The sequence below is a fragment of the Vibrio coralliilyticus ATCC BAA-450 genome, assembly GCF_000176135.1.
Classification (GTDB): Bacteria; Pseudomonadota; Gammaproteobacteria; order Enterobacterales; family Vibrionaceae; genus Vibrio; species Vibrio coralliilyticus.
Genome location: NZ_ACZN01000017.1, coordinates 495,323 through 519,368, shown reverse-complemented (window position 1 = coordinate 519,368; position 24,046 = coordinate 495,323). Strand labels below are relative to the sequence as shown.

Below are 24,046 nucleotides of genomic sequence, written 5' to 3'. Positions count from 1 at the left end.
AGCGATTTAACCAAACAGAAAAGTTTATCGCTCGTGGAACGTGAATATAAATGGAAATAAAAATGAACATCAAGCTAACAAAACTGAGCCTAGCTATGGCGTCACTTGGGCTTTTGGCAGGTTGTAATGACCCGCTAGAAGTCAACGTGATGGATGGCTACATCGAAAAGGCATCTGTCTGGCTGGACGTCAACGGAAATGGTCGACAAGACCGTTATGAACCGTCAGCCGTCACTGATAAAGACGGATATGCTGCCATTGACCTTGAAGGTCTAAATATCGAAGACGAAGACGTTTATCTTGTCGCTAAAACCCAACGAGGCGTATCGATTGACGCTGATATTCCGGGTGTCGCTGTGACAAGAGACTATACCTTGATGGCACCGAGCCATTACTCTTTGGTCACACCATTCTCGACTTACATTGCTGCGCAAATGCAGCAAGGTGTCAGCGAACGTAAAGCATTGCGCAAACTGCGTCGACAACTCAAACAGCCACACCTAGATATTGAAAGCGATTATATTGATCAGAAAGAGGTGGTCGTCGCAAGAAGCGCGAAGGCGTTAACGCAATTACTGCCAGAAACCGTTGAAGAGCAAGATATGGAAGCGCTGGCGGATACGTTGGAGCTGGGCAGTAAAGCATTAGGAAAAGAGCTTAAACGTGGTCGTAATGAACTGCTTAACAAGACGTTAATGCTGGATGAGCAAGGTGTGCCGGTTATCGCGCAAGATAGCGATGGTGACGGCGTAGCCGATGCGATTGATCTGTTCCCAACCGATATTAAAGAGTCGGCAGATGCCGATAATGACGGAATTGGCGATCATGCGGATACGGACGATGATAATGATGGTTTCAGCGATGTTGTCGAGTTAGAACTCGCTAGCGACCCCTACTCATCGGCGAGCTTCCCCTCCGATCTGGATGGCGACAAAATCCCAGATGCGCATGATTCAGATATCGACGGTGACGGTTGGAGTAATGAAGAAGAAACTCGTTTAGGAACCGACCCTTACTCGGCATCCAGTCAACCTGCCGATCGTGATGGTGATGGCATCACTGACAGCGAAGATAGTGATATTGATGGTGATGGTGCCGACAATGGCATGGACGCGTTCCCGGAAGATCGATTTGAAAGTAAAGACACCAATGGCGATGGGCTAGGAGACTTTGCCTCTAGCGACGATGATGGAGATGGGATTCCAGACAGCATCGATCCAAACCCAACCAGCCCAGATAACAGTTCATCCGAGCCTGCCCCTGTTTATTCTGAATCGATCATTTACTACAAACGAGATGACGGTAATTACGCGGACTGGGGGCTGCACCTGTGGAATAACGCATCTTGTGACGCAGTGTCGGCTGACGCCTTAAACGGCGTAGATTGGGGCAACCCATACGCTTGGGGAGAAATCGACCCGCAATATGGTGCTAAGTATGTTGTACCACTGAAATCCGATCACGGTGCATGTATGAACTTCATCGTGCACAAAGGTGACGAAAAAGCGCTGGGCGGTGATGATCTGAAGGCTGAATTTGCTAAAGGTAATACACTTTATACGACACACGGTAGCTCAGTCGTTAAATACTCACCAGATGAGCAAATTGTGGTGAAACTTGATGGTGCAGCGGCTCACTGGCTCGATGTTAATTCCATTGCTTGGTTTGATCATAGTGAAGCAGCCAGTTATCAAATCTGGAGTCGTGCTGCGGGTAATGGTGATATCAACCAGCCAGAACAGTTTATCAAGTACGACATTTCATTTGCTGGCAACGTTGACAATCCTGACTTCCCACACCTGAAAGATCGTGTCGGTTTCTATCTGGATGTTGATACTGAGACGGCTAAAGCGTTGCTGAAAACACAGCTAATTGCAGTGGCACTCGATGATGAAGGCAAACCGTTGGTCGCAACTCGTGTCCAGATTCCGGGTGTTGTCGACACGCTTTACACCGCAGGACCAAATGATGCGGATGAAGCTAAATTGGGTAGCTGGATTGAAGGCGATAGTGCGAACTTTGCGCTTTGGGCGCCAACAGCTCAAGATGTTGAACTGTATTTGTACGATCAGGATAAAGCACTAATCGCACAATCGCCATTCAGTTTGACTGTCGACTCAGCAACTGGCATCTGGCATTACCAAGGCGATGCTTCACTGAAGAATGTGTTCTATCGTTACCGTGTGAAGGCTTACCATCCGAAAACCGACCACGTTGAGTGGATGATGACTACTGACCCTTATTCTCTCTCTCTGAGTACGTCCAGTTTGCACTCTCAACTGGTTGATCTCACCGATGATGAAACCAAACCGGCAGGTTGGGACAGTCAATCGATTCCAGAGCTGGAGAATCCAGAAGATCACATCATTTACGAGCTCCATGTACGTGACTTTAGTGTCAGCGATACGCAGGGTACACCAGCAAACAACGGTAAGTATCTGGCCTTCTTAGAAGATGAACGCGACAGTGTTAAGCAGTTGAAGTCGTTAAAAGAAGCTGGCCTGACAACGATCCATCTTCTACCGACTTACGATTTGGCTTCCATCCCTGAAGATCCAGCGAAGACGGTGAATCTGACCGATACCGTAGAAAAACTTTGCGGCATTAATCCTGATGCCAAGTTGTGTAGCGATGGTACTTCACGCGGTGCAACCATTCTGTCTTTGTTAGAACAAACGGACCCTAACAGTGGCGAAGCACAGGCATTGCTCGCAGATGTTCGTCCACTGGATGGATTCAACTGGGGTTATGACCCATTCCACTACAACGCACCAGAAGGCAGCTATGCTGTTGCAAAAGATGGCATTTCGCGTATTCGTGAGTATCGTCAGATGGTGCAGAAGCTTCACGATATGGGCTTCAGAGTGGTACAGGATGTTGTCTACAACCACACCTATTCGTCAGGCTTGTATGATAAATCTGTGCTCGATAAAGCGGTGCCAGGTTACTACCATCGCCTGAATCCGATCACGGGTGCTGTCGAGAACTCAACCTGTTGTGATAACACTGCGTCTGAGAACCGCATGTTCGAGAAACTGGTGGCAGACAGTGTAGTGATGTGGGCTCAGGACTATAAGATCGATGGCTTCCGCTTCGATTTGATGGGACACCTGATGAAGTCGAGCATGCTGCACGTGTATGAGAAAACCAAGTTAGTAGATGAAGACACTTGGTTCTATGGCGAAGGTTGGAACTTTGGTGAAGTTGCTGATGGTCAACGTGGTGAAAACGCAACCCAATGGCCGATGGCGGGTACAGGCATAGGGACTTACAACGATCGTCTACGTGATGGTGTACGCGGTGGTGGTCCATTCGATAGTGGTGATGCCTTGCTTGAAAATCCGGGTTTTGCTAATGCGGGTAGCCGATTCAATGATGATCTGAAATCGAAGATGGATCTTATCCGTTACGGTATGACAGGTAATCTGCAAAACTACCCGTTAGAAACGTATAGCGGTGCCACTGTGTACGGTCGTGACTTCCAGTACGGAGGGCAAGGTGCGGCTTATACGCTCGATCCTCAGGAATCCATTAACTATGTTTCAAAGCATGACAACCAAACGTTGTGGGATTTCAACCAGTACAAAGCCGATGCCAGCGCTACGCCAGCAGACCGTGCACGGATGCAGATCGTAGGTCTATCAACTGTAATGCTCGGACAAGGTGTACCATTCTTGCACATGGGGTCTGAATTACTACGCTCTAAATCCATGGAACGCGATAGTTACGACAGTGGTGATTGGTACAACAAAGTCGATTTCAGTAAGCAGACGAATAACTGGAACATTGGTCTGCCACGTGCTGACAAAGATCAGGCTAACTGGAGTGCTATCCAATCAATCATTAGCAACCCGAATACCGTGGCAACTCCGGAGCATATTGCTTGGACAGACAAGGTCTTCAAGGAACTGCTGAAGATTCGTTCCGGCACGCCATTGCTTCGTTTAGTGAGTGAAGAGCAAGTCTTGAAGCGTGTACGTTTCCATAATACTGGGCCGTCGACATTACCGGGCATGATTGTGATGTCGGTGAATGATGGGGTGAGTGTAGGCGCAGACCTTGATAGCAACTTCGACTCAATTGTTGTTGCGATTAATGCCAATACTTCAGCACAAACCATTCAGATTGCTGGAGCACAAAGCTTTGAGTTGCATCCTGTGTTGAAAGCCTCGTCTGATTCAGTCGTTAAGCAGGCGAAGTTTGAAGACGGCGCTTTCACTATTCCACCATTAACTGCGGCTGTCTTTGTCCAGACACAAAATGGTGCGCAAGGAGAAGGGCTGAATATTGATAGTAAGCCAGTTGATGTCGCGCCTTACGGTTCTACAAAAGTATACGTTCGTGGCTCAATGAATGGCTGGAGTACCAGTGATGAAATGGCCTATCAGGGTGACGGTGTGTACGCCTTTGAAGGCTACCTCACTCCGGGAGAGTATGAGTTCAAACTGGCTTCTTCTGACTGGAGTACGATCAATCTTGGTTTTGGTGGCTTCTCAACTGGCAACGGTTCCGTAACACTTGAGGATGCAGGTAATGGCAATATCAAGGTGACAGTGACCGAGCAAGGCGTGTACAAATTTACGTTAGACGCTTCAGACCAATCCGCGTTGGTAGTATCTGTCGTAGATACAAATCTTGACTATGCCTGCTATCAGGATGACAGCAAAGCTTGTGATCTGAGGATCTATCAGGTGATGGTGGAGTCATTTGTCGATGGAGACCCAGACCATAACTATGGTGTGGGCTACGGCAATTCGCACCACAATGGAGACCTTCAGGGTGTCATTGACAGTCTTGATTACATTGCAAGCTTAAACGTGAATGCGTTGTGGTTAACACCTGTGTTTGATTCTTGTGCGGGCCAGGCTGGTGATGATCGCCTTGACGCCACGGGCTATTTTGCTTGTGACTACTTCAATGTCGATCCTAAATTTGGCACGAATGAGAAGCTGAAAGAACTGGTTGATGCTGCTCACGCTAAAGGTCTATACGTGCTTTTAGATGGGGTGTTCGGTCATACTAACCTTACTGGTGTGAAACCTTCCCCAACGGGTAAGCTACCAAGCCTGAGAGGGGAAGAGGGTTACCCGGGTATGTATGTGAATTACCCAGATGCAGCGAGTGAAGCCTTCTTCACAGAGGTGGCAACTTATTGGGTGAAAGAGTTTGGTATTGACGGCTGGCGTCTCGACCAATCTTATCAGCTTCCACTTGAGGCATGGCGCAACATTCGAGCTGCAGTAGAGCAAGCCTCACTGGACAATAAGAATGCTGGTAAGCAATGGGGAACACTGGGCTACATGGTCGGTGAAGTCTGGAAAGGTGCAGATGAGATTACGGCAACAACCTATGGCAGTGACTCACAACCGGGCCTTTCGTCGGCGTTCAACTTCCCGTTACGCTACGGCTTAGTTCAAGCTCTGGCGGTTGAAGAATCAGGGGCGAGCAACAATGCCCGTGTTTTGGATGCAGAGTGGAACAACCGCGCTAAATCGCCTTACCATGCGATGCCAAACTTAATGCTTGGTAACCATGACTTGTTGCGCTTCGGTGACCTGATTCAGCGTGGCAATCTTGGTGAAGCAGTCAAACGACACAAAGCCGCGTTTAGCTTTCTAGCGGCTTACTCTGGACCAATCACACTCTACTATGGTGAAGAGATTGGTGACGAAGTCGCTAACTTCTCGGACAAGGTCACATCAGATTGTGCCTCTCAGGGGCTGTGTGATGATCATGTCGCTCGCTCAAGCGCGAAAGTGCAAGGCGTGACTGGGGTGACACTGACTGCTGAGCAACAAGATGTGAAAAACTATCTGACTCAAATTATGCAGGTTCGTAGTGAACATCCGGCGCTTTATGCGGGTGAGAGGCGCAACTTATGGTTGGATGACAACCTGTATGCTGACCTGAAAGTGAATGGTGATGAGCAGATCATCTATGTGCTGAACACATCAACATCGGAACAAACACTCAATGTCGATTTAACAAGAGTCAAATCGACAGACGAATTTGAAGACTTGATGAGTGGTGAGCTGATTAATGTTCAGGCAACATCCGGTGCGGTTTCTGTTCCAGCTCTGACAGGGCGACTTCTTTTAATCAAATAATCATTTGTCATAAGAAGTCGACTGAAACGAAAAAGGCTCTCCTATGTGGAGAGCCTTTTGTTTTAGAGTCCAATTATCAATGCAGCTGTTGATAAACATTTAATGGTTGAGTCTTTTGGTCATGACCAAGTCCAACGTTTTATTTCTGGTGAATCACTTGGTTGGTAGGTTTCTTATTCTGAAGTTCGTCCAGTAGTAGCTGTGTGTGAACATAGAGGTAGCTTATCGCCTCTTTTTTCTCGGGCTCTGCGTGAATCAACCGGCACCAGTAGGTTATCTCTTGAAGGCGAGACTCTAGGTCTTCTGTATTCATGATTATTTACCAACAGTAAAAGATACACTTTAGTGTACACATTATGCATGCATGTGTATATTTAATTGTTTTTTAATATGATACTGATATCATTTGCTTTTTGGGAGAGGTCTGGCCTCGCTTTATGACCAAAAGGCACATAAATGAAGAACAACAGTGAGCAACTGGACATACTCAGAGACAACATACAGTTTGGCCTAAATAAGAGTAAAGAAACGAAGGCGTCATTAAGTCGCAAAACCGGTGTTACGCGTTCGACTATCTATAAAATACTTGATGGCAAGGTTGAAAGAGTGCAGACCTCGACGGTTGAACGCATTGCTAACTTCTTTGGAACAACCTGTCATATCATTCAAAACGAATCCCTAGAAGATCTTCTATCTGAAACACCTGTCGTGTCGGTATGCGGAAACAAGAACCCAATTGCTGTTCCGATTCTGAGTGAAATGGAGTTCATCCAGAAAAGTGAATATTACATCGGCGACCTGGTCACTGATTATCCCCTTACCTACCACTTTTCTGAAGGGAGTAACATCGTAGCGATTAGAGTGGGTCAGGTTTTGTCTAATTATTTTACCAAGGGCAATCTACTGATTATTGATCGCTCGAATCACAATGAAAAAGAGCTGAGTAAGCTCATTGTTCGCGGTGGTGCATTGCATTCTCTTCCCCCTAACACTTCTCTTTTAGAAGGCGATTTTCTTTTTGGAGTAATACTCGAGGAACGTTTTTGTGTTTAATAAAAAATATAAATTGATTGGCTTTAATGGTGCCCCTGAAATGATGGCTAGCGTGATGATACGGGGAACTGGAAAGGTCGTGAATATGCCCGCTAAAGATCTTATTTCCAGTGAAGTTGCTGATGATCTAAATCGAAATGAATTAGTTGAAGTATGTAAGAAAGTTTATTCAAAATCGAGCTTTGAAGGAGCATACGAGCTAGAGGACAGACATGAAAGTTATTGGATGAGTTACTCTTTTCTCGTACTTTGTCTGTGTTCTCTTTTTACATTGTCAAACATTACCGGAATTAAACCTGTAGAAATATTCAACACAGGCTTAATTGTACCTGCCGCAATATTTCTTTACCCAATTTCATTTATATTTGTTGATATATTAAACGAATACTTTGGTTTAAAGCTCGCCAGAAAAGCCATCATACAATCGACAGTGGTCAATGCTGGGATACTCGTTCTTCTCTATTTATCCACCACTATTCCTAGCATAGGCCCATGGCAAGCGATGGATGAACAGTATACTTCGCTTGTCACGAGTATGACCTCAGTGTTCTTAGCTTCTTTAAGTTCTTACTTTATTTCTGAGAACATCAATGCTTACGTCCTGAACAAAATAAAGATCGCCACACAATCTCGATGGCTCGCCATTCGAGTCATAGCAAGTACCAGTATCGCATCTGTAGTGGATAGCGCACTATTTATTAGTATTGCATTCTTTAATGTACTACCAAATGACGTGCTGTTCGTAATGTTTCTCAGCCAGGTTACTATTAAGATCTTATATGCACTGTTCAGTGTCGCGCCAATTTATTTCGCAAGGAAATTGTTTTCCCGCTTAATCAACGTCAAGGAATTAAATAATAATGACAACCTATGATAAGAACCTAGGTAAAAAAAGCGAGTATATCTCTCAGTATCAACCTGAGTTACTCGATCCTATCCCAAGACAAAAAGGCAGAGATGAGATTAAAGACCTTAAGGTCGCTACTCATGCTGGTTATGACTTATGGACGGCTTTTGAAGTGTCATGGTTGAACAATAAAGGTAAGCCGATCGTCGCAATCGCGGAGTTTATTATTCCTCATACGTCCAACAACTTGATTGAATCGAAGTCATTCAAATTGTATTTAAATAGCTTCAATCAAACACGTTTTGAGTCGAAAGATATTGTTATTGAGAAAATGCAGTCCGACTTAACTAATGCTGCTGGTGCTGAAGTGACGGTGTCATTTATGGGTGTAGATGAACCACAACAAACCTCAATAAATAAGCAATTTGATTGCATTGATGGTTTGGATATCACCGTAGACTCGTTTGAGTATGATGAGGATTCGCTCTCCGGAAGCACTGTGGATGAATATGTCTCTGAATCTTTATGTTCCCACCTTTTGAAGTCGAACTGTTTGGTGACGAATCAGCCAGATTGGGGAAGCGTATACATCCGTTATACGGGAGCTAAAATCAATCATGAGAGTCTTCTGAAATATCTAATCTCATTCCGTGAACATAATGAGTTTCACGAGCAATGCGTCGAGCGCATCTATTCTGATATCAAACGATGCTGTGCTCCTGAAAAGCTGACAGTTTTTGCTAGATACACGCGACGAGGCGGTCTTGATATAAACCCTTATCGTAGCGACTTTGAAAGCGAAATCTGCTCTGGTAGAAACCCGAGACAGTAAACCAACGGCTTAAACTAAAAAGCCTGCTTGAAAGAGGGACTTAACCCGAATTGAGCTTAACTTGTAGGTCCGTTGTTCAGAGCAGATGTCTTGCTTACATCTGCTCTACCAACACCGCTAAATATTTGGGCTGAGTGGTATTAAATCGTCAAAGCTTGCGTCCAGTTCGATGCCAAACGTTTCTTTTAAAACACCAAGATAGCCTTCGTCCTCAGCAATCTCTTTTTCCTCTGTATGTTCGTTCGTTTTTATCTTTAACGTGCTGTTAAGCAGCGTGATGATGCCGTTATCTGTGGTTATTGTTGCCACCCGCTTTTGCAAGAAAGTGGAGTCAGGGCTGGTCGAGGTGTAGAAATTGCCGCAAGCAATATCGCTTTCGCAAACGTGAGTGAAATCAAGGCTATAAAGATCAATCCAGTTATCGTCTATTTTTGCCTGAAGCATGGCGCCAAATAGAGGATGTTTTACAAACCGTAAGGTCTGTAAGTCGGTGGTGATTTCCCTGTCGAAAACAACAGGTATAGGAGCACGCGGAGTCTGGGCCCCGAAGCCAACATCGACAATCCATTCCTGCCCCTCAAGCACAACGAGCGATACCTGATGGCTGCGGCTGGATGGTTCTGGCCCAAGATGTACCCGACCAAGCAGCGGTTTTGCATCAAAGCCAAGACTCTTGAGAGCACTAAGAAGCAAGGCATTCACTTCAAAGCAGTAGCCCCCACGTTCACTCAGAACCAGTTTCTCGAACAAAGCGTCCTCAGATAAATGGATGGTGCGGCGCAGTGCTACATCAAAGTTTTCAAAAGGAATTCTGCGATGTTGAGCACGATGGAGGGCAGTGAGATCGTCGATTGTGGTTTGGGGTATGTATGACAGACCGATCTTAGAAAGATATTGGTTTAGTCTGCTTGAGTCCATTGAACAGCTCCGTTGTTAATGAGAAATAACACGTTAACAGAAGAGGTTTAATTAATTCAATCCGAGCCTTGATGATTGCGAGCTAAGTGACTGCCTAATAGAAACTGATAGGGAGGTAAAAGTCGAGTTCAAAGTGCTCATCGTCATGTAGGAAGTGGTTCCTATGATAGTGAACATACGCGGGTGTTGACCCCAATTTAAAGCCAGATTCGGGTAACCATTGTTCATGAACCTTACTGATTTGAGGAAGCAGCTCTCCATACACTCCAGTGAGACGAAACACGGCATGTAATCCACCCGGTATCACTAACTGATTAACCACACCTCGAACCTTGATTGGTTTGTCTATCTCGATACACGCAACGTAGCGACAGTTATCCAGTTCAACCAACGCTGGGTTTGAATGATGCAAACCGTATTGACGTGATGTGTCACGCCCCTCGCTGCTTGCCCATGCATTTAAGACTCGCCAAGCATTTTTTACGGTTCGGCTGTAACCTACATGGCGAACATAGGCAGCGAGACGATCGGAGGTTTCGATGATTTTAGGCTCGGGAAGAGTTTTCTTTGCGACGCGATAATAGCCTGCGGCGATTTCAGGATCTTTGAGATAGGGCTTATCGATATTTTGTTGCTCGTGCTTTCGCCATTCTCCTGGTGAGACACTGAAAGTGGATTTAAATGCGCGGCTGAACGAAGAAACAGAGTGAAAGCCACATTTGTTGGCGATGTCCAATACCGAGGAATGCGGATCAAACATTAGTTGATTTGCGGCGTACTCCATTCGTGTTCGGCGAATATACTGATGGATGGATTCTCCGACAACCTGCTTAAAAACGCGGTGAAAGTGCTGCTCAGAATACGCTGCGATGTCCGCTAATTCCTTGGCTGGTAAGGATTTACTGATGTCTTTATGAATGTGATAAAGCACGTCATTGATTCGGAATATGTGTTGTCGGCTCATAAAGAAAAATAGCATAAATGGACATGTTGAACAGCATAAACGGACATCCTATTTTCATCAATGGGTTATACACTTCATTAACGTCTTTTCGACGATAAAAATTCTAAAATTACACTCAGGAACTGTTATGGAAATCGCTCGCTCCCTGCAACAAATCTCGTCGTCTTATATTCGTGAAATTCTCGCTGCCGCATCGGATAAGAATGTCATCTCGCTTGCGGGTGGCTTACCAGATGAAAGTACATTTCCAATTGAATTAATGAAGCCAACACTAGAAAGCCTTTCATCAATGCCGGAAGTTTTCCAGTACGGGGCAACTGCAGGTTACGCCCCACTTTTAGAGTTCCTGACAGAGTATTTTGAGTTGCCAGAGACGCACTCAGTAATGGCGTGTACAGGATCACAGCAAGGGCTAGACCTGATCGCTCGTGCTTATGTAAACCTAGGTGACAAAGTGGTCATGGAAGCACCTAGCTACCTTGGTGCGATGCAGGTGTTTGGTTTGGTTCAGGCGGATATTGTCACTGTACCTCAGACGGAGGCGGGCCCTGATTTACAAGCGCTTGAGAAGAGCTTCGCTGAACAATCACCTAAGATGTTCTACGCCGTACCAGATTTTCATAACCCAACTGGTGTGTGCTGGACGTTGGAAACTCGCCAAAAGGTTGGTGCACTGTGTGAGCAATACAATGTTGTTCTGATTGAAGATGCACCGTACCGTGAACTTAGATTCTCAGGTCAAGCGATTCCATTGGTCTCTGATTTCTGTCCACAACACTCTATTGTGCTGCGCTCTTTCTCAAAGATTGCGTCTCCAGGTCTGCGAGTTGGTGTCGTCAGTGGTAAGAGTGAATATCTTGAGCCACTCATCAAGATCAAGCAAGGTGCTGACTTACACTCAAGTGTCCCTATGCAAGCGCTACTTCTGGGCTTGCTGAAACACCAAGGCTTTGAACAGCACATTGGTACGGTTAGAGACTTGTACCAATCTCGCTATGAGAAGCTATTTTCTGAGCTGCAAAAGCAACTACCAGCTGGCTGCGAAGTGAAGCCTGTTGAAGGAGGCATGTTCATTTGGGTGACGTTGCCATCTTGCGACACATTTGCACTGGCAAAAGCGTTACTAGGGAATGGCGTTGCGGTTGTGCCAAGCCCAGTGTTCTATCCAAATGCAGATGAAGCCAAGCCCGCATTAAGACTTAACTACACTAATGCCTCGCCAGAGGAGCTAACGGTAGCAGTCGAGCGTCTTGCTAAAGGCTTGAAAGCATCCATCAGCGAGCCTGAACTCGAAAACGCGTAATGAATGAAAAACAGCCCCTACTCACTGAGAGTGGGGGCTTTTTCATTACTGAACCTAGATTCTAGCTTGCAATCAATTCAAAAGACTCGGCTATCTGGCGGGCGGTTTCTCGGGCATGCTTTTGTACGCCGATAATGGTCGCCGAAGCGTAGCCAGACCATTCCCCATAACCAATCAGCCATAGGCCTGAATGCTGAGTAGAGCGAGTGCCTTGAGTCAAACTTTGTAGATCCGTATTTAGCTGTAAGCCTTTCAGGTGGTTGAGCTGAGTCTTAAAGCCTGTGCACCAGATAACTGCATCAATGGCAATGCGTTTGTTAGCAGTGATAATTTCATGCTCGCTAAAAGATTCAATGTCTTCTTCACGAATCAACACTCCGCGTTCACGTGCTTCTTTGACCGAGTCAACCATGACGATTTTGGAGAAGTCATCGGTGTTTTCTAGCTTTTCACCCTTCATCGCGGCGTAATAACGTTTTGTAGAAAGCTCGAATAAGTAACGTCCATCCAGTTCATCATCGAGGTAATCGAGAGGGCGATTGGTAAACCAGTGCGTATTGGCGACTTGAGATACTTCAGCCAATATCTGAGATCCTGAGTTACCGCTGCCTATCACCGCGACGTTCTTACCAGCGAATATCGCATTGTTTTTGTAGTCTGCAGAATGTACCTGATCACCTATAAAGCGCTCTAGGCCGGGGAAAGTTGGAATGAATTGGCCTGAAAAGTTACCAGTCGCAGATACAACGGCTTTCGCGAGGAATTCCCCGTTATCTGTTGTGATATGAAAAGTGTCTTCGAACTTAGTGACATCCAGCACTTTCACAGGACGTTCAATACGAAACTGATAACGCTGCTCATATTTGCCGAAATAGTCGATCACTTCATCACGGCTAGGGTAAGCCTCGCGAGTTTTAGGCATCATAAAACCAGAAAGCGAGCTGTACTCCTTTGGTGAAAATAGTCTCAGGCTATCCCATGCATGTAACCAAGCGCCGCCATGTGTTGGATTCGCATCTAAGATCAGTGGGTCAATACCATTTCTTTTCAAATAGTAAGCGGTCGATAGCCCAGCTTGCCCTGCACCAATAATGATTACTTGCTCGGTCATGTTTACCTTCCCACACCAAAATGTTGATGAAATCTAAATTTCCAGAATATTCGAAATTTAAAGTTTTGTGACTGGTTCGTCAATATATTTCGACAAAATTGGAAATTTAGATGTGAATGATGAAATACAAGCCTGAAGAAAGAGGGGAGTGTGATTCACTTAAAATGTGTTTATCAACATAAAGATAGCAAGAGCGATGAACAATAAACCTGTGGCAACCTCGATCCAATGAGTTTTCGCTTTAATAAACTGGGCGGCATAACTGCCAGCAAACGCGTAAATAAGGTGTACGGAAAAGGTACATAATAAAAGGATTACAGTGAGCTCAATACCAGTTTGTAAGCTATTGGCTTCAGTGTTGATGAAAGCGGGCAGTAGTGCGACAAAAAAGACAATAGTTTTGGGGTTAAACACAGATAACATCACTCCAGAAGTGAATACGGTAGTACGGTGAGTGGTTTGCGGAGCATCATCACCTTCACTAGGGTGGGAGCGCAGTAAGCTCACAACACCAAGATAGAATATGTAGCCAGTTCCTATGAATTGAACGGCTTTGAACAGCGATTGTGAACTTAAAATGATGGCTGATAACCCAAGAATCGTAGCTGTAGCAACCAGCGCCATCCCGGTAATAATCCCGCACATAAGAGGAATGGTGCGTTTGGTGCCTTTAATAATCGAAGAGTTGATGACGGCAAGAGTGCCGGGGCCTGGTGTACCTGCTGCGATTAGGCAAGTCATGATATAAGCGAGCATGTCAGTGTGTTGAAGCATCTTGGTTTTCCTATCTCTTTTTACACCATTTTTCTGTGTTTCATGCTTTCGAGATAGGACGATATTGGCGTTTTAAGCTCATTTTATTGCTTGGTTTTCGTTCAAATATAAGAGCGTTCTTTGTTATTTCTATAATTATTAGATAGTTAGGTTAACTGTGAGTAGAAAAGTAATAGGATGAAATTGACTTGAAGCCTTTCTCAAACTCGATTAGCGTTAAGTAATAGAACGATCAAGGAGGGAGTCTGGGTGAATTCAACGTATTCGCAAATCAAATGCTTTGAAGGCATCGAGAGTGTCTATGCCCATTACAAAGATGAACACTTTTCTCCTCACGTTCACGAAGGTTATGCCATCGGCATCATTGAACGTGGTGCACAGAAATTCTTCTACAAAGGTGGCAACCACTTGTCTGGTGCGGGTTCTTTAGTGGCAGTAAATGCAGATGCTATCCACACCGGTCAATCAGCCAGTGACAATGGGTGGAGCTATCGTGCCATTTACCCAACCCCTGAAGTGGTAAACAAAGTGTTGGCCGATTACACCGATGGTCGCCACTACAGCCCTTCGTTTCAGACGCCAACAATTGAAAATCCGGCGTTGACGAATCACTTACGCACCTTATTTGAATACTCGGATATCGATGCGCCTGCTCTAGTGCTGGAATCCTTGTTGATCACTTTTCTCTCCAGTCTTGCTCGTGCTTCCGGTTCTAAGTTGCCGGATGGTGAGACGGCCAGTGCAAAGGCTAACATCGAACGAGTGCGTGATTATATCAGAGAGTATTCACACCAAAACTTAACCATCGATGAGCTGGCAAATCTGGCCGGCATTAACAAATACACATTATTGAGACAGTTTAAGCAGGCTTACGGTTTGGCGCCTCATCAATATCAGATACAGCTGAGGATTCGCCATGCTCAGACGCTTTTGCGTCAAGGTGTGGCACCGTCGATTGTCGCGACTGATTGCGGCTTCTACGATCAAAGCCACTTGTCTGCTCACTTCAAAAAAGCCCTCGGCGTGACGCCTAAGCACTATCTCAATGGCATGCAGATGTGCCGCCGTTAGTCAGAAAGCGTAATCAAAAGATCAATAAGCGTGTCCAATTCTTCTTTTGCACGCCCTTCAAGCGGGTAACCCATATTTATTCTCACACAGTCGGAATAGAGATCGAGAGTGGTAAAGAGATGCCCGAGGCGGATATCAATTTTGTGAGTTTCGATTTCGCTCTGTAACTGTTTACTGTCCAAACCCGGAGCTTGGATCCAAAGCACCATACCGCCTTGTGGGTTGCTGATCTTTATGTGCTCGGGCAACTGCGCGGTTAGATAGTCGAGATAGTCTTTTCTTAGCGAAAGTAGCTTTTGCTTTCTGCGTCTGAGTTGCTTGGCGTACTGGCCAGAATCAATGAAGTCAGCCACGGCTAACTGAACCGGAGTCGAAACTCCATAGCAACTCGCTCCAAACTGACCTTGATAGGTTGACTTGTAACGACCGGGCAAGCACCAGCCTAATCGATAACCCGGAGACAGGCTCTTTGAAACTGAGCCGCACCAGAGAATATAACCAGCTTGATCGTAATATTTTGCAGGCAAAGGCGTATGGTCAGAGTAGGATAGCTCTAGGTAAACGTCGTCTTCAATCACAGGAATCTGGTATTGATTTGCCAGTTGCGCCAGCGTTTGTTTTTGCTGAGCCGACATGCTGATCCCCTGTGGGTTCATATGAGAAGTACAGAAAATACCCGCCTTGACATTGCCTTGCTGAAAGTGTGCTTCCAGTTGTGCTAAATCGATGCCGTCGTCTAAAGAGGGAATCTCGACAATTTTTCGCGCCATCTGACCAAGTAATTCGATGATGCCGTTGAAGCATGGTGAACTGATTGCGATAGCATCACCTGTCTCAGTGCAGGATTCAATCGCTGCTTTTAACGCTGACATACAACCAGCTGTGACGACAAGATCACTGGCAGAAAAGTGTACGCCGACTTTAGAAAAGTGAGTCGATAATGCCTGACGCAGCAAAGGCTCTCCCTGAACATCAGGATAGTGGTTGAGTCGGTCGCCCATTCGGCGCAAGGCTCGGCGAAAACTGCGTTCGAGCTCTGTTACGGCTTGTTCATCATTGGCGGTACTGGAAACACCTAATGGGCCTCGCAGTGCAGAATGTACGGAATTGAAGTTGCGGACTGTTGATACGGTGCTGACAAACTGTTTGAGCTCGGGTGTCTGATGGGAGTGCTGGCGAGGTGCGACGAAGTGACCTGCTTGCGGGCGGGATTGGATCCACCCTTGTGACTCCAGCTCTTGATAGCAACTAACGGCGGTCGACATACTGACAGAGTGCTGCTGTGAGAGTTGCCGTAAAGAGGGCATTTTGTCCCCTTCACACAGCTTAGCGTGTTGAATATCTTCAATGAATTGATTGGCTAACTGCTTATAAATGCTCATCATCATAACAACTGTACTGGTTTTTATTTGAAAAATTGTATCTGTATCCCTTTTTGCTCGCAAGCGATACTCATATTCACAGAATGAATGGAGGGATAACAATGAAAAAAAACGACCTAATACTTGCGGTATTCGTCATGGCTATTTGGGGATTTAACTTCTCAATGATCAAAATGGGGATTACCAATGTTCACCCACTGATTGCGACAGCTGCCCGTTTCGCGCTTGCGGTGATCCCGGCGATCTTTTTCATCGCCAGACCAAATGTGGCTTGGCGCTATCTGGTCAGTTATGGGTTAGTGTTTGGCGTCGGGATCTGGGGCATGGCGTCTTGGTCGATTACTGCGGGTTTGTCTTCCGGAATGTCTTCGGTTTTGCTGTCGAGCAACGTATTGATCGGCATGGCGGTCGGGCTTTTTGTCTTTAAAGAAAAGTCGTCACCTCGAAAATTGATGGGGGCTTTGCTTGCTATGGTCGCGCTGCTGGTGCTGGTGTCTGCGACCAACGGTAATATTACTGCTTCAGGCCTTATGTTGATTATGATTGCGGCAATCAGTTGGACCTTAATGGGAGTCATCGTTAAAGCTTCCAAAACCAAACAGGCTTTTGCATTTAATGTATGGGGAATGTTGTTTGCGCCTGTACCGCTCGTGTTGTTCGCGACGGCATTGCACGGTGAACAAATCCTTTGGCAAGCGTATGAAAACTGGGATATGAACACGACAATTGCAGTGGTTTTTCAGGCTTACCCAACCACCTTGTTTGGTTACTGGGTCTGGAATCGAACGCTGATTAAGTACCCGTTAAGCACCGCAGCACCTTTGACTTTGCTTGTTCCAGTATTCGCTTTAGTCAGTGGCTATTTCATGTATGACGAAGTGCTCTCTATGCCGCAAGTCATCGCGAGTGCGTTGTTTCTGATAGGCATCGGTTTGATTGTAAAACCTGCCTCGGAAAAACACAGAGCGGCAAGCGCTAAGTTAGCAGGTCAAAGTCGATGAATGGATTTATTCATTGAGCGAAGATTAAGATGGGTGAGCAGAGTTTTGCTCGCCCATTATTTTTGTGAGCGAGAATATTGGTAAGGCACGTTACGTCGTTTGACGGGTGTTGATTTCACAATGGAGGTATTGGTTTCAGCCAGAGAGGATACTTTGTCTAGGATTTCATCCAATTGCTCCATTGTGCCGAAACGCATCCGAGCATAAAAACAATCTTCACCAGTGACTTTGTCGCATTCAATAAACTCTGGCGTTTCGATGATCATGGCTTCCAGCTGTTTTATCTTTCCTGGTAGTTGACGCATACGTACGATGGCTTCAAGTGGGAATCCTAAATTTTCTGGTGCGAGTTGAACCCGATATCCTGAAATAACGCCGAACTCTTCCATACGTTTGAGTCGCTCGTTAACGCTCGGAGACGACATTTTCACTTCTCTGGCTAGCTCTGCGACTGGCATTCGTGCGTTCTCGTTAAGTAAGTCGAGTAGTTGGCTATCGATGGCGTCCAGCGTCCAATCTTCGTTTTTAAGGTTCTTACGCATATTTGTCTTCCTTTTTTAAGTCTCACTGAAAAATGAGCTTCATTTCGCCATGCCTTTGTGGGGGATTACTTCTTAATCTATGTGTATTACTTAGTAGATTCAAGGGGATGAATTATGTATAGGAATGATACAGAAGCCGGCACCATCAAAATGATCACCGCTATGGTGTTATCGGGAACCATAGGATTGTTTGTGATTGAGTCAGGTCAATCGTTTTGGAATGTCGTATTTTTCCGCTGTTTGATCGCAGGCCTGTTTCTGGCTGGTTACGTTAAATGGCAGTATGGTTCGTTTACTGCAGGCCTGAATAGAAAAGTACTTGGGTTGATTTTGGCGGGTGGTATTACTTTGGTGGGTAACTGGGTTTTGCTCTTTGCCTCTTTTGATTATATCCCTTTCTCTATTGCTACGATTGCTTACCACATGCAACCAATTATGTTAGTTGTTGCTGGTTCACTGATGGCAAGGCAACTGCCAAGCGTGAATCTCATTGTGTGGCTATCAGTAGCATTGCTGGGGTTGGTGTTAGTGACTGATCTGGATCTAAAGCAGCTAAGTATTTTGCTGCAAGGTGAAGATGTTGGCAGCCAGAAAATATTGTTTGGGCTGTTATTGGCACTGGGTGCTGCACTGTTGTACACAGTGACGACATTATTGACCAAAGAAGTCAGCCAAGTATCGCCAAGCGTGATTGCACTTGTTCAGCTCAGTGTGGGTGTTGTCTTACTGTTACCTATGGTGGATTGGTCGGCGCTGCCGAAGATTCCAGTTCAGTGGGGAGCGTTACTCACACTTGGTTTGGTAAATACCGGATTTATGTACGTCATCATGTATGATGCCTTTCAAAAACTCACCACTCATCTCATCGCCATTTTATCTTTCGTGTACCCCGTGACCGCTTTAGTGGTGGATTACTTTGCCTTTGATAATGTGGTGAATCTATCGCAAGGTTTGGGAGTTATTGGGATATTGTTGGCTGTATGTGCCGTAAAATTTGACTGGCGGATTGGAGCATTAATGCCAACCGTAAAAAGTCAGCAAAAAATCTAAGCAACTCTTTTCCATATGTTTTGTGTGGTTATTACTCACCTTAACCACATTGCAATTGCATATTGCGACTTATGTTGCAATATGCAATTGATAATATGCACTTGATGGATATTATCATGTGTTTTCACTCAAATCTCACAGCTGTTCACGCTTTCTCATCTGGCATGTAAATTGTAAGTATATTGTTAATGTTTGGTTACCTATTAGGTGGTAAGGTTTTAGTGCAGAGTCTTTTGAAAGTATCTCAATACAAGAAACACTTTTGATAAGAATCTGTTATCAAAGCTTTATCTGTCGTCTTGATGGAGCAAAATCAGTTCAGAACAAGTTATGCCCGAGTCATAAAAATTGAACACACTGGCTTAGGACATATAAGTGATGGGAGCCATAAATGGAAATGATTGAACTCGTGTATGTCAGCAAAGCGGTTCAACGGCTTAAGCAAGATCAATTGGAAGCGATTCTGTCGAAAGCACGTAAGAATAATACGGACAACGAAATTACTGGCCTTCTCCTTTACGACGGTTATGGCACCTTCATCCAAGTTTTAGAAGGGCCTGAAAACAGCGTCGAATCACTATTCAGTAAGATACAGAAAGACACTCGTCACACCAACATTAACCGTATCGGTTTTCATCATATAAGCACTCGCAGTTTCCCTGATTGGAAAATGGGCTTCAAAGTTCTTGACCAGCACCTTGGGTCGTCGATTCCTGGATTTAGTGATTTTATGGATCACAAAGGAGACCTCGATTACCTGCTGGAGCATAAAAGCTTTGCCATGCGAATGATCAAGCATTTCGTTAAAAAGGATTGAGGGGGATAGGCATGTTATCTAGATTAACCATTGCCCAGAAGGTGTATTTGCTCGGGTTGTCCCAGTTGCTTGCCATGATTATTATGGGCGTTTTTGCCCTTTATCAAATGAACAAGATTGGTAACGAGCTGGTTGATATCGCAGAAGAAGATATCCCGTTAACTAAAATGTTGACGGTGGTGACAGAGCATCAGTTGGAACAAGCGATTCTGTTCGAAAGAGCACTCATTAAAGCGATCCGCGTTGAGCAAGGATTGGCCCAGATGAGTGTATTCGAAGAAGCTAAGAAAAAGGTTCATGACCTGACGGTCAAAACCGAAAAAGAACTCTATGAAGTTGAAGAGTTCATTGAGAAAGCCATACCACTGTTGCACTCAGTTGAGGCTCAAGAAAAATTCAAGAAGCTTCTTGGCGAGCTGAAAGTTGTCGAGAAGTCTTACAGCACGCTTGTTGGTGAAGTTGACAAAACAATGGACTACGGCAGCAATGGTCAAATCGAAGAGATGCTCGAGTTCTCTAAGAAAGTGGAAGCACATGAAGATGAAATTGATAAATCGTTGATTTCGATTCTCGATGAAGTGCAAAACTTTACTCTCGCCAGTGCACTTCAAGCTGAAGAGGATGAGAAATACGCGATCAAGTGGATGACGATCATTGCTTCAGTGTCAATAGTTTTAGGTATTCTTATGCCTTTCTTGGTCACACGTGCTATTCGCACCCCAATAATGAATCTCATCGACAGACTTAAGCAGGTGGCTGAAGGAGATGGCGACTTGACCATTCGATTGGATGACTCGTCCCGCGATGAAACGGGTACCGTGGCAAACGCATTCAATAAGTTCTTGGGTGTGTTGATGGGAACCATCACTCAAATCAACTCTAAGGCGGAAGAACTCGGGCAGTCATCAGAAGTCGCAGTTTCAGCTATGCAGCGTACGTTGCAGAACGTTGAAAAGCAGCGTTGTGATATCGAGCAGGTAGCGACAGCGATTAACCAAATGAACGCGACGACACAGGAAGTGGCGAACAGTACAGCAAACGCGTCTTCGGTGACTGATGAAGTGAGAAAGCACGTAATGGAAGGTCAGAAAGAAGCGCTAGCTACTCAAGAGGTTATCCAAGAGCTTGCGAATGAGGTGACCACATCATCCGGTGTGATTGAAAACCTTGTTTCTGAAACCAACAATATCGGCCAAGTACTGGAATCTATTCAAGGTATCGCTGAACAAACTAACTTGCTTGCTTTGAATGCTGCCATCGAAGCGGCTCGCGCAGGTGAAACAGGGCGTGGTTTTGCGGTGGTTGCGGACGAGGTTCGTTCACTCGCTCAGCGCACTCAAGAAGCAACCGTAGATATTCAGAAGTTAGTCGATACGTTGCAGTCGGAAGCGAAAAATGCCGTATCAAGTATGAAGAAAGGAACAGATACCGCGAAGCTTTGTCTTGAGAAAAGCTCGGAGTCTGCCAATACCTTCTCTGTTGCTGCTGAATCGGTCAATCAGATCGCTGGCTTGAACTTACAAATTGCAGCTGCTGCTGAGGAACAATCGACGGTGGCGCAAGATTTGGACAATAACCTGACCAGTATCAAAACGTTAGCAGAAGAGACCGCGGAAGAAACAAAGAATACAGCGGCTGCAAGTGAAACCATCGCGATGAATGTGATTGATTTACACAAAAACCTTAACAAGTTCCAAGTGTAAGAGCTGTTTGAACTTGCTAACGAGAGGCCAGAGCATTGCTCTGGCCTTTTTATTTATTGGTTTTTGTATTTGTGCAGTAAATCTATCGGAATGTGGCAATAATCGTCTGGGTGGAGGGTTAGGCGATCCTGATGTTCATCATCGCTTTTAACATAGTTGGTCAGCGGAAGTATCTCTACCACAATACGTTCGCGATCTGAACGAGACTCAATAAAGTCCTGAGCCTGAGTCAAATGCTTATGGTTTATGCTATATACACCAGTGCGGTATTTTTTACCGATATCTTCGCCTTGCTTGTTGAGGCTGTAAGGATCGATAATTTCAAAGAAGAAATCCATCAATTCCAGAACTGATACTTTTTCAGGGTCAAACTGAGTGCGGACGCATTCCGCATAGCCATCATATTCCCCTTTGGTATCCTGATTAGTGCCATTGGCTCTCCCGGCTTCAGTTACGATTACTCCGGGCAGATGTTTCATAAACTCCTGTACACCCCACAAGCAGCCTCCGGCAAAATAGATTTCTTCCATTACATGATCTCTTAAGATTAACTGCCATGTATTAGAGCAAAACTGCTCCAATTGCTCTACGCCTTTTTACTTTTTAAAACGGTCATCTGAACAGTAATTTAAAGGTTGAAACTTTTTTCTTGATACGCGCCTTCAAATTTCAAAGTAGCACACCCTTAAACCGCCATTTTGATGCCTTAAATTGGCGATTTTGGGGTGTTTTAAGTTCTTGATGTTTAAGGTTTTATTTTTGTGGAAAAACAAAGGCTTAGAGTGCTAGTCTTGCGCCAACTAAGGAGAACACATGTCTATAAAAGATCAGACGTATCATCAGCAAGACTTCTCTCATCAGGACTTACAGCAGCAGGTGTATGAGGGTTGTCAGTTCATTAAATGCAGCTTTGACCGAGCGGATTTACGTGATGCAAAGTTCATCAACTGCAAATTCATTGAAGCGCAAGCGCTGGAAGGGTGCAGCTTCCAATATGCCAACCTCAAGGATGCCAGTTTTGAAAACTGTATGTTAGCCATGAGTCAGTTTGTTGGTGCTGATTGTTTTGGTATCGAATTTAGAAAGTGCGATTTAAAAGGTGCGAACTTTCAGCGAGCAAATTTTGTTAATCGTATTAGCCATTCAGCTTACTTTTGTTCTGCATACATAACTGGGTGTAACCTGAGTTACGCCAACTTTGAACGTGCATTGCTAGAAAAGTGCGAGCTGTTTGAAAATCGTTGGAGTGGTGCCAACCTGTTCGGAGCCAGTATGTTGGGCGCGGATTTGTCACGTGGTGAATTCAGCAAAGAACAGTGGGGCACATTCAACTTGGAAAGCGCAGACTTAACTCATGTTGACCTGGAAGGTTTAGACATGCGTAGGGTCTCACTCAACGGTGTGAAGATCTGTGATTGGCAGCAAGAGCAGCTACTGTCGAAGTTTGGTTTGGTTGTGATTGGTTAAACCTACTCCTCTAAAAAAGTATCCAACGAATTGACATCGAAATAACGGCGAGTGAAAAAACACTCGCCAACCATATCAAGAAAAACCATCCAAATTGTTTCATCAGTGGTACCCCTCACCGTGTTTTAGCTTTCCTCTGAATACCCAGTATGAATAAGCGCTGTAGGCGATGATCATGGGTAGCAAAATAGCCGCTCCGACCAACAAGAAAGCAAGGCTTGAATCTGGGCCTGCGACCTCTTGGTATGTCAGTGCAAATGGAACTAGGTAGGGGAAAGTGCTTACGCCAAAACCAAGCGCAGAGATAACAAACAGTCCTATGCCGCACAGGTACGCCTTGAGTGCCTTGTGTTCCAACAAAGCGGAAAATAGTGTCCAGATACACAATGCTGCAGCAATTGGAATGAAAAGGAAGAGCAGCGCGTTAGGGAAACTGAACCAACGTTCGAATACCAAACCATTACTGAGTGGTAACCATAAGCTAGCGATTGCGATACAGGTAACGAGTGCCAACCCCCAACGTTTTGCGACCGTATAGTAACGGTTGATCAGATCATCGGGCAATTTCATGATTAACCAGCAAGCACCTAACAATACGTAAGCGCAAACTAAGGCCACAGCACAGAACACGCTGAAGGGGCTTAACCAGTCAAACCAGCCGCCAGCATACGAACGTCCATCCACTTTGATACCTTGAAGAAGGGCACCGAGCATAATGCCTTGCATCGCTGTTGCTAGTAATGAACCCAAAAAGAAGGCTCCGTCCCACAGGAATTTGCCTCGTTTGGTTCGAAAGCGGTATTCAAACGAAACCCCTCGTAGTATGAGCCCTAAAAGCATAAGGATCAGCGGGGCATAGAGTGCTGGCATGACGACGGCATAAGCCAGCGGGAATACCGCGAACAAGCCGCCACCACCTAACACCAGCCAAGTTTCGTTACCATCCCACACAGGAGCGATACTGTTCATCATGAGATCGCGTTCGTTTTCACTGTGAGCGCTGGGGTAGAGAATACCAATTCCCAGATCAAACCCATCCAAAATTACATAGATGAGGACAGCTAAACCGATTAATCCGTACCATATTAGTGCGTAATCCATATC

The 24,046-nt window shown here is 45.3% G+C and carries 21 protein-coding genes; 11 read left to right on the top strand and 10 right to left on the bottom strand.

All coding sequences use genetic code 11. The annotated features are described in order from the left end of the window. The first annotated feature begins 62 nt into the window (after nt 1–62). Nucleotides 63–6,107 carry a pullulanase-type alpha-1,6-glucosidase gene (gene pulA / locus VIC_RS17505; RefSeq protein ID WP_006961416.1) on the top strand — a complete coding sequence of 2,015 codons (6,045 nt, stop codon included), beginning with the start codon at nt 63–65 and terminating at the stop codon, nt 6,105–6,107. 139 nt (nt 6,108–6,246) lie between these two features. Here the strand turns inward: pulA and VIC_RS26885 are convergent, their stop codons facing one another. Then, entirely contained in the window at nt 6,247–6,420 is a 174-nt protein-coding gene (locus VIC_RS26885) for a hypothetical protein (protein ID WP_006961415.1), read from the bottom strand. Nucleotides 6,421–6,563: 143 nt separating this feature from the next. On the opposite strand from VIC_RS26885, the gene VIC_RS17500 reads away from it, so the two are divergent. The 3 genes from VIC_RS17500 to queF are packed head-to-tail and all read left to right on the top strand — an operon-like array spanning nt 6,564 to nt 8,839. Then, on the top strand, nt 6,564–7,160 hold the full coding sequence (locus VIC_RS17500) for a helix-turn-helix domain-containing protein (RefSeq protein ID WP_006961414.1): 597 nt from the start codon (nt 6,564–6,566) through the stop codon (nt 7,158–7,160). After that, the gene (locus VIC_RS17495) at nt 7,153–8,034 is read left to right on the top strand and encodes a queuosine precursor transporter (RefSeq protein WP_006961413.1); all 882 of its coding nucleotides are present in this window, start codon (nt 7,153–7,155) and stop codon (nt 8,032–8,034) included. The genes VIC_RS17500 and VIC_RS17495 overlap by 8 nt, the downstream gene beginning before the upstream one ends. Then, nucleotides 8,021–8,839 carry an NADPH-dependent 7-cyano-7-deazaguanine reductase QueF gene (queF, locus tag VIC_RS17490; protein WP_006961412.1) on the top strand — a complete coding sequence of 273 codons (819 nt, stop codon included), beginning with the start codon at nt 8,021–8,023 and terminating at the stop codon, nt 8,837–8,839. Before VIC_RS17495 ends, queF begins: the two co-directional genes overlap by 14 nt. A gap of 117 nt (nt 8,840–8,956) precedes the next feature. Here the strand turns inward: queF and VIC_RS17485 are convergent, their stop codons facing one another. Then, on the bottom strand, nt 8,957–9,757 hold the full coding sequence (locus VIC_RS17485; RefSeq protein ID WP_006961411.1) for an arylamine N-acetyltransferase family protein: 801 nt from the start codon (nt 9,755–9,757) through the stop codon (nt 8,957–8,959). A gap of 94 nt (nt 9,758–9,851) precedes the next feature. Then, complete coding sequence (locus tag VIC_RS17480) at nt 9,852–10,721, bottom strand: AraC family transcriptional regulator (RefSeq protein WP_043009986.1); 870 nt, start codon at nt 10,719–10,721, stop codon at nt 9,852–9,854. A gap of 127 nt (nt 10,722–10,848) precedes the next feature. Here VIC_RS17480 and VIC_RS17475 point away from each other — a divergent pair, with 127 nt between their 5' ends. Next, nucleotides 10,849–12,024, top strand: a complete 1,176-nt coding sequence (locus VIC_RS17475) for an aminotransferase-like domain-containing protein (protein WP_006961409.1) — start codon at nt 10,849–10,851, stop codon at nt 12,022–12,024. 61 nt (nt 12,025–12,085) lie between these two features. On the opposite strand, the gene VIC_RS17470 is transcribed toward VIC_RS17475, so the two are convergent. Both VIC_RS17470 and VIC_RS17465 read right to left on the bottom strand, forming a co-directional pair. Next, complete coding sequence (locus VIC_RS17470; protein ID WP_006961408.1) at nt 12,086–13,135, bottom strand: ArsO family NAD(P)H-dependent flavin-containing monooxygenase; 1,050 nt, start codon at nt 13,133–13,135, stop codon at nt 12,086–12,088. A 159-nt stretch (nt 13,136–13,294) separates the two neighbouring features. Continuing rightward, entirely contained in the window at nt 13,295–13,909 is a 615-nt protein-coding gene (locus VIC_RS17465) for a LysE family translocator (protein ID WP_006961407.1), read from the bottom strand. A 249-nt stretch (nt 13,910–14,158) separates the two neighbouring features. Between VIC_RS17465 and VIC_RS17460 the strand changes: the two genes are divergently transcribed. Next, nucleotides 14,159–14,980 carry an AraC family transcriptional regulator gene (locus VIC_RS17460; RefSeq protein ID WP_006961406.1) on the top strand — a complete coding sequence of 274 codons (822 nt, stop codon included), beginning with the start codon at nt 14,159–14,161 and terminating at the stop codon, nt 14,978–14,980. On the opposite strand, the gene VIC_RS17455 is transcribed toward VIC_RS17460, so the two are convergent. Then, entirely contained in the window at nt 14,977–16,362 is a 1,386-nt protein-coding gene (locus VIC_RS17455; RefSeq protein WP_039952249.1) for an aminotransferase-like domain-containing protein, read from the bottom strand. The genes VIC_RS17460 and VIC_RS17455 overlap by 4 nt on opposite strands. Before the next feature lie 101 nt (nt 16,363–16,463). Here VIC_RS17455 and VIC_RS17450 point away from each other — a divergent pair, with 101 nt between their 5' ends. Further along, a complete protein-coding gene (locus VIC_RS17450; protein WP_006961404.1) occupies nt 16,464–17,363 on the top strand; it encodes an EamA family transporter in 900 nt (299 codons plus the stop codon). Between the two features lie 56 nt (nt 17,364–17,419). Here VIC_RS17450 and VIC_RS17445 read toward each other — a convergent pair whose 3' ends face one another. Further along, nucleotides 17,420–17,905: an Lrp/AsnC family transcriptional regulator gene (locus tag VIC_RS17445; protein ID WP_006961403.1), complete on the bottom strand. Its 486-nt coding sequence runs from the start codon at nt 17,903–17,905 to the stop codon at nt 17,420–17,422. Between the two features lie 114 nt (nt 17,906–18,019). Here VIC_RS17445 and VIC_RS17440 point away from each other — a divergent pair, with 114 nt between their 5' ends. The 3 genes from VIC_RS17440 (at nt 18,020) to VIC_RS17430 (ending at nt 21,475) form a co-directional block, all read left to right on the top strand. After that, nucleotides 18,020–18,955, top strand: coding sequence for a DMT family transporter (locus tag VIC_RS17440; protein WP_039952157.1), 936 nt, complete (start codon nt 18,020–18,022; stop codon nt 18,953–18,955). A 391-nt stretch (nt 18,956–19,346) separates the two neighbouring features. Then, nucleotides 19,347–19,772, top strand: a complete 426-nt coding sequence (locus VIC_RS17435) for a BLUF domain-containing protein (RefSeq protein WP_006961401.1) — start codon at nt 19,347–19,349, stop codon at nt 19,770–19,772. An 11-nt stretch (nt 19,773–19,783) separates the two neighbouring features. Beyond that, nucleotides 19,784–21,475 (top strand): methyl-accepting chemotaxis protein, encoded by a 1,692-nt coding sequence (locus VIC_RS17430; protein WP_080555944.1) that lies wholly within the window; start codon nt 19,784–19,786, stop codon nt 21,473–21,475. 53 nt (nt 21,476–21,528) lie between these two features. Here the strand turns inward: VIC_RS17430 and VIC_RS17425 are convergent, their stop codons facing one another. After that, entirely contained in the window at nt 21,529–22,005 is a 477-nt protein-coding gene (locus tag VIC_RS17425) for a peptide-methionine (S)-S-oxide reductase (RefSeq protein WP_006961399.1), read from the bottom strand. 283 nt (nt 22,006–22,288) lie between these two features. On the opposite strand from VIC_RS17425, the gene VIC_RS17420 reads away from it, so the two are divergent. After that, nucleotides 22,289–22,942: a Qnr family pentapeptide repeat protein gene (locus VIC_RS17420; protein WP_006961398.1), complete on the top strand. Its 654-nt coding sequence runs from the start codon at nt 22,289–22,291 to the stop codon at nt 22,940–22,942. 10 nt (nt 22,943–22,952) lie between these two features. Here the strand turns inward: VIC_RS17420 and VIC_RS27280 are convergent, their stop codons facing one another. Both VIC_RS27280 and cydB read right to left on the bottom strand, forming a co-directional pair. Then, the gene (locus tag VIC_RS27280; RefSeq protein WP_080555943.1) at nt 22,953–23,045 is read right to left on the bottom strand and encodes a DUF2474 family protein; all 93 of its coding nucleotides are present in this window, start codon (nt 23,043–23,045) and stop codon (nt 22,953–22,955) included. Then, on the bottom strand, nt 23,045–24,043 hold the full coding sequence (gene cydB / locus VIC_RS17415) for a cytochrome d ubiquinol oxidase subunit II (RefSeq protein WP_006961397.1): 999 nt from the start codon (nt 24,041–24,043) through the stop codon (nt 23,045–23,047). Before cydB ends, VIC_RS27280 begins: the two co-directional genes overlap by 1 nt. Nucleotides 24,044–24,046 lie beyond the last annotated feature (3 nt).